General features: G+C 67.1%; 3 protein-coding genes and 1 pseudogene. 1 reads left to right on the top strand and 3 read right to left on the bottom strand.

Translation table 11 applies throughout. From position 1 onward, the window contains the following. Positions 1-387: 387 nt before the first annotated feature. From ACWEVO_RS28345 to ACWEVO_RS28335, 3 genes and pseudogenes are all read right to left on the bottom strand, one after another. Positions 388-1,521, bottom strand: a complete 1,134-nt coding sequence (locus ACWEVO_RS28345) for an ABC transporter ATP-binding protein (protein WP_452310542.1) — start codon at positions 1,519-1,521, stop codon at positions 388-390. Between the two features lie 39 nt (positions 1,522-1,560). After that, a complete protein-coding gene (locus ACWEVO_RS28340; RefSeq protein ID WP_452310541.1) occupies positions 1,561-3,309 on the bottom strand; it encodes an ABC transporter permease in 1,749 nt (582 codons plus the stop codon). Positions 3,310-3,551: 242 nt separating this feature from the next. Next, a pseudogene (locus tag ACWEVO_RS28335) lies at positions 3,552-4,725 on the bottom strand (IS3 family transposase). A 171-nt stretch (positions 4,726-4,896) separates the two neighbouring features. Here ACWEVO_RS28335 and ACWEVO_RS28330 point away from each other — a divergent pair. Beyond that, positions 4,897-5,637, top strand: a complete 741-nt coding sequence (locus tag ACWEVO_RS28330) for a FadR/GntR family transcriptional regulator (protein WP_452310540.1) — start codon at positions 4,897-4,899, stop codon at positions 5,635-5,637. Positions 5,638-5,728 lie beyond the last annotated feature (91 nt).

Genomic DNA, 5,728 nt, shown 5'->3' with positions numbered 1-5,728 from the left:
CACGCCCCGCGCCCAGGCGACGCAGGGCACCCTCCCCCACCCGGCCCCACAGCCGGGCGGGCAAGCGTCCGGAGGGACACGCACCAACGGACCGGCCCAGACTGCCCCGCGCAGCCCACCGGCACCAGGACGTGAACACGATCAGCACACCCACCACCGGCCACCGGCCACGAGGAGCCGCACTCGGCGCAGGATTCCACCTCCACGCCCACGCGACCCCACCCAGGTGGGAAACGATCCCGGACACTCAATCCGGCTCAGGATCGCTTAGCTAATTAGAGACGCTCTCTCCTCACCCGCGTCCGGTTGGCTCGTGCACCGCAAGCGAGTGCGACCCGCCGCCGAGCAGGAGCACGGGCGGCGGGTCGCCGTCGCGACAACGCCTGATCAGCCGATCGGGACGAGCGCGAGCTTGTCGGCGGGCAGCTTGACGAACACCTTGGTGCCGGCCTCGATGGAGAGGTTGGGCAGCGACCGCACCCGGATCTCGAGCTTGCCGACGTTGACCAGGTGGTCGACCGCGTCACCGAGGAACGCACGGGTGCCGACCGTGCCCTCGAGGACGTTCTGCAGGTCGGCCGGCCGCTGCGTGGTGAGGTCGACCGTCTCCGGACGGATGGAGACGGAGACCTCCGTGCCCGTGGGAACCTCCGCGCTGGAGGCGAGGTGGAGCTGTCCTGCGGCGGTGTCGACCACGTAGTTGTCACCGGTCCGGTTGACGACGTCACCGTGGATGAAGTTCGAGCTGCCGATGAACTCGGCCACGAACTTGCTGGTCGGGTTCTCGTAGATGTCGCGCGGCCTGCCCAGCTGCATGACCTCGCCGGCACGCATCACGGCGATGTTCGAGGAGAGCGAGAGCGCCTCGATCTGGTCGTGGGTCACGTAGATGGAGGTGATGCCGAGCTCGCGCTGGAGGCGCTTGAGCTCGTAGCGCAGCGACTCGCGCAGCTTGGCGTCGAGGTTGGACAGCGGCTCGTCGAGCAGGAGCAGCTCCGGCTCGATGACGAGGGCGCGGGCCAGCGCGAGACGCTGCTGCTGACCACCGGAGAGCTTGGTGGCCGGGCGGTCGGCGTACTGGCGCAGCTCCATGACCTCGAGCACCCGGTGGACGCGCTGCTCGATGTCGGCCTTGCCCGGACGCTCGCTCCGGGGCTTGACCTGCAGCGGGAAGGCGACGTTGTCGAAGACGCTCATGTGCGGCCAGATCGCGTAGGACTGGAACACCATCCCGAGGCCGCGGCGGTTGGCGGCGACGTTCACCGTCCTGGCGCCCTTGCCGGCCTGGAACAGGGTCCGCCCCTTGACCGAGATGTGGCCGGAGTCGGGGTGCTCCAGCCCTGCGATCGAGCGCAGTGTGGTGGTCTTGCCACAACCCGACGGGCCGAGCAGGGTGAACATCTCACCCTGCTGCACCTGCAGGTTGACGTTGTTGATGGCGAAGACCCGGGCACCCTGCGAGCCGCTCTTCTTGGCCTTCTCACCAGGGTAGGACTTGATGAGGTTGCTGATCTCCAGCATGGCGATGGTCCTTATCTCTTTCTTCGAAGTCTCGCGGGGTCAGTCCTGTTGGAGGCCGACCTTGGCCCCGAGCTTGTAGGCGATGGAGACGAGCACCATGAGCACGGCGATCATCACCACGCCGAGCGCGGCCAGGACGGTGAACTTGCCGTTCTCGAACTGCTCCCAGATCAGGATCGAGAGGATCTCGTTGCCCGAGCTGTAGAGCAGGATGGAGCTCGACAGCTCGCGGAACGACACCACGAAGATGTAGATCCAGCCGGCGAGCAGGCCCGGCATCAGCAAGGGCAGCAGCACGCGACGGAAGACTTGCCACCAGGTCGCCCCGCTCACGGCGGCCGACTCCTCCAGCTCGGCGGAGATCTGCTGCATGGAGGTGACGGCATACCGCATGCCGTAGGGCAGGTAGCGGGTGCAGTAGGCGACCAGCAGGATCCAGATGGTGCCGTAGATGGCGATCGGGCTCCGCAGGTAGACGAACTGGAGGGAGAGACCGAGGACCAGGCCCGGGATGACCAGTGGCGCAAAGGAGAGCAGGTCGAGGAGCTTGCGCCCACGGATGCCGGAGCGGACCACGATCCAGGCGGCGACGGCCATGAGGATCATGACCAGGGTCGCCGCGGCGAACCCGAGGAGCAGCGAGTTCTTCAGCGCGGTCGTGGCCTTGGACATGTGCAGCAGCGCGTTGTAGTTGTCCAGGCTCATCGACTTGAACGCCTTGGCCGACGGCTTCTGGTAGTAGGGCAGCAGCGAGGTGTAGACGAGCAGCAGCAGCGGCAGGATGACCGTGAGGACGAAGTAGCCGATGATGGCGGCGCCGGCCAGGGGGCGCCACTTGCCCAGCTCGATCGGGCGCGGGCGGAAGCCCTTGCCGGTCACCGTCTGATAGGCCTTGGCGCCCTTGCTCATCAGATGCTCCATGAGCATGCCCAGCGCGGCGATCGCGAAGAGGCCCAGCGCCAACGCTCCGGCGCCGTTGAAGTCCTGCGGGTAGGTCCGCAGCATGAAGTAGATCTTGCTGGTGAAGACGTAGATGCCGTTCTGCAGGCCGAGCAGCGCCGGGACCTCGAAGCTCTCGAGGGCGCGGACCGTCATGATCAGGACGCTCGCCGCGATGGCCGGGCGCAGCAGCGGCACGGTGATGCGGCGGATCACCGTCCAGCGGGAGGCGCCCGACATCAGCGCCGACTCCTCGAGCGAGGGGTCCTGGGCGCGGAACGCGGCCACCATGAAGAGGAAGGTGATCGGCGAGAGGTGGAGACCTTCGACCCAGATCATGCCCCAGACGCTGTAGATGTCGAGGACGCCCTTGCCGAAGATCGGCTCCAGCACGTAGTTGATCAGGCCGATGTCGGGACTGGCCAGGAAGATCCACGCGACGCTGTAGAGGATGCCGGGGATGATGAGCGGCACGATCGAGCCGGCGAAGAAGAGGCTCTTGAACGGCACGTCGGTGCGGACGTTCAGGAACGCCAACGCGGTGCCGACGACCAACGAGAGCACAGCGGACCCGACGGCGAACCACATCGAGTTCCGCATCATCTCGATGGCCTTGTCATCGGTGTACGCCCGCGTGAAGCCGTCCAACGTGAACGCGCTCGTGTTCTGGTCGAGGAAGGTGCCCTGGATCAGGAACCACAGCGGCACGATCGCCAGGTAGGCGACCACCAGCGCGACGACACCGAGGATCAGCACCTTAGGGGTGGGGACGAGACGTCGCCAGCCGGCGGGCGCCGCGTCAGTGGTGGCGCGCTGGGCCTGCTCCGGCGTGGCGGTGGCGACGCTCACATCGCCTCACACAGCAGCATGTCCCGGAGGACGAGGGCGGGTGACATTCGAAGCTCCTCAAGGCGGCGGCCCGACTCTCACTGGAATAACGGTCAGACCATTAGCCACAATGTGTAGCACATCACATCAGCGAGGGGAAGCCCGTCACGCAGGGTTTTCTTCTCGGCCCCGCCGCGTTGCGGACGGTACGACAGCCGTCCCTCCGCGATTCTGCACCCACAGGTGACAGGTGACAGGTAAAGTCACGCGGCCTGACTGGCCGGTGGGTGCATGATGGTCTCGAATTCAACAGAGGTCAACCGAGACAGCGACCGCTGTCGTCTGCGGCGGTGGTAGGTCCGTTCGATCCAGGTCAAGATCGCGATCCGTAGTTGCTCGCAGGTGGCCCATGCTCGTCGGTTCAGGACGTTGTTCTGCAGGAGGCCGAAGAAGGATTCCGTAGCGGCGTTGTCGCCGGCGGCGCCGACGCGCCCCATCGATCCGGTCATGTGGTGGGGGTCGAGGGCTCGGACGAACTTCCTGGACCGGAATGCCTTGGGATCCGCGGTCGGTGTGCAGAATGCAGCCGGCAAGGTCACCGCGCCTGGCGGCGGCGTTGTCCAGCGCCGGCGACGGCCAGTCGGGACTTCATCCGCGAGTCGATGGAGTAGCCCACGATCCGGTTGGACCAGACGTCCTTGATCGCGCACAGGTAGAGCTTTCCCTCGGCGATGTGGTGCTCAGTGATGTCGGCCAGCCACAGCTGGGTTTGGCCGCTGCGCGGTGAAGTCCCGGCGCACGAGATCGTCATGCACCGGCGGGCCGACCTTGCCGCCCTTGCCGCGGCCCTTCTTCTTGCCGAACGCACTCCACCAGCCGTTGCCCGAGCAGATCCGCCACGCGGTTCGATCGGCCATCGACTGCCCGGCCGCGCGGGCCTCGTCGACCAGGAACCGGTAGCCGAACTCCGGATCATCACGGTGGGCGTCGAACAACGCGTTGGCCCCGATACGCCGTCATCACCTCGGCGGTCGTGACTGGTCGGGCCAGCCACCGGTAGTAGGGCTGGCGAGCGATCTTCAAGACCCGGCACGTCACCGCCACGGGGATACCGTCGGCGGCCAGCTCGCTCACGAGCGGGTAGGGCCTTTTCCCGGCAGGTGCGCCTGCGACAAGCAGGCAGCGGCCCGGCGCAGGACCTCGTTCTCCTGCTTCAACAACTTGATCCGCTTCCGGGCCTCGCGCAGCTCGGCCGAGTCACTGCCGGCCACCTCGGGCTCGACGCCAGCGTCGCTATCGGCCTGACGCAGCCACTTGAACAACGTCATCGGGGGCACCCCGAAGTCCTTCGCGATCTGCTCGACGGTCTTCCGCATCGCGGTTGCGGGCGACACGCACTACGTCCTCGCGGAACTCTCTGGGGTAAGGCCGGGGCACAACGACGTCCTTTCAGCCCGTCCCAGAGGGCAAGCCATCTCAGGTGTCACCTACCGGTGCAGCAGACCCTTCTGTTGGAGGCGCGTGTCACCGGGAGCACAATGGCCCTGCTTGCTATACGTTTGACCGTTAGTCCAACAGTCAGCCCCTCCTACGTCTCGAGGTCTCTCCATGTCCGACGCCACCGACACTGGTGCCGACCTGTTCAAGCCGGTCAGCGTCGAGCGGGTCTCGCAGGTCATCGTCGACCAGATCAAGCTCCTGGTCCGCGAGGGCAAGCTCTCCACCGGGGATCGCCTGCCCAGCGAGCGCGACCTCTGCCAGCGCTTCGGCGTCAGCCGGGTCACCGTGCGCGAGGCGCTGCGAGTCCTGGAGGCCAGCGGCCTCATCGAGATCCGGGTCGGCGCGCGCGGTGGCGCTTTCGTCTCCTCCCCCACCCGCGAGCGCCTCGGCGAGGGGCTGGCCGACCTGATGAGCCTGTCCTCGCTGACACCGGCGCACATCACCGAGGCTCGCACCATCATCGAGGTGGGCATCCTGCCGTTCGTCGTCGAGCGCGCCACCGAGGCAGACATCGCCAGCCTGCGTCGGATGGTCGAGGAGGGTCAGGAGGCGCTCGACCGCAACGCCTACACCATGAACCTGTCGGCGGCGTTCCACGTCGGCGTCTCCGTGTGCACCCACAACCCGGCCATCGAGGCGCTCGTGCAGAGCTTCCACGGGCCGATGCTGCTCTCGCTGCGCCAGGCGCAGCTGGTCGCGCCGGCCATGGGACGGCGCGGGACCGACGAGCACGCGGCTCTCGTCGACGCCATCGAGGCGCGCGACACCGAGGCCGCCATCAAGATCATGACGACGCATCTGGACCGGACGGCGGGCCTGGTCCGCGACATGCCGCCTGCGGGCGTCTGACCGTCCTCGCAGCTCAGCTCGAAGCGACGCGCGGTCGCACCCACCGCCCGATCGGCGCCGCGATCGGCACCCCGGTGACGACCATCGCGGC

The sequence above is a fragment of the Micromonospora sp. NPDC003776 genome (assembly GCF_053605645.1).
The sequence above is the reverse complement of the archived record's forward strand: the minus strand, read 5'-3'. Positions and strand labels throughout refer to the sequence as shown.

Bases quoted from the DNA above. Each gene is read 5' to 3' on its own strand.
- ACWEVO_RS28345 (WP_452310542.1), bottom strand. From the start codon at position 1,521: ATGCTGGAGATCAGCAACCTCATCAAGTCCTACCCTGGTGAGAAGGCC.
- ACWEVO_RS28330 (WP_452310540.1), top strand. From the start codon at position 4,897: ATGTCCGACGCCACCGACACTGGTGCCGACCTGTTCAAGCCGGTCAGC.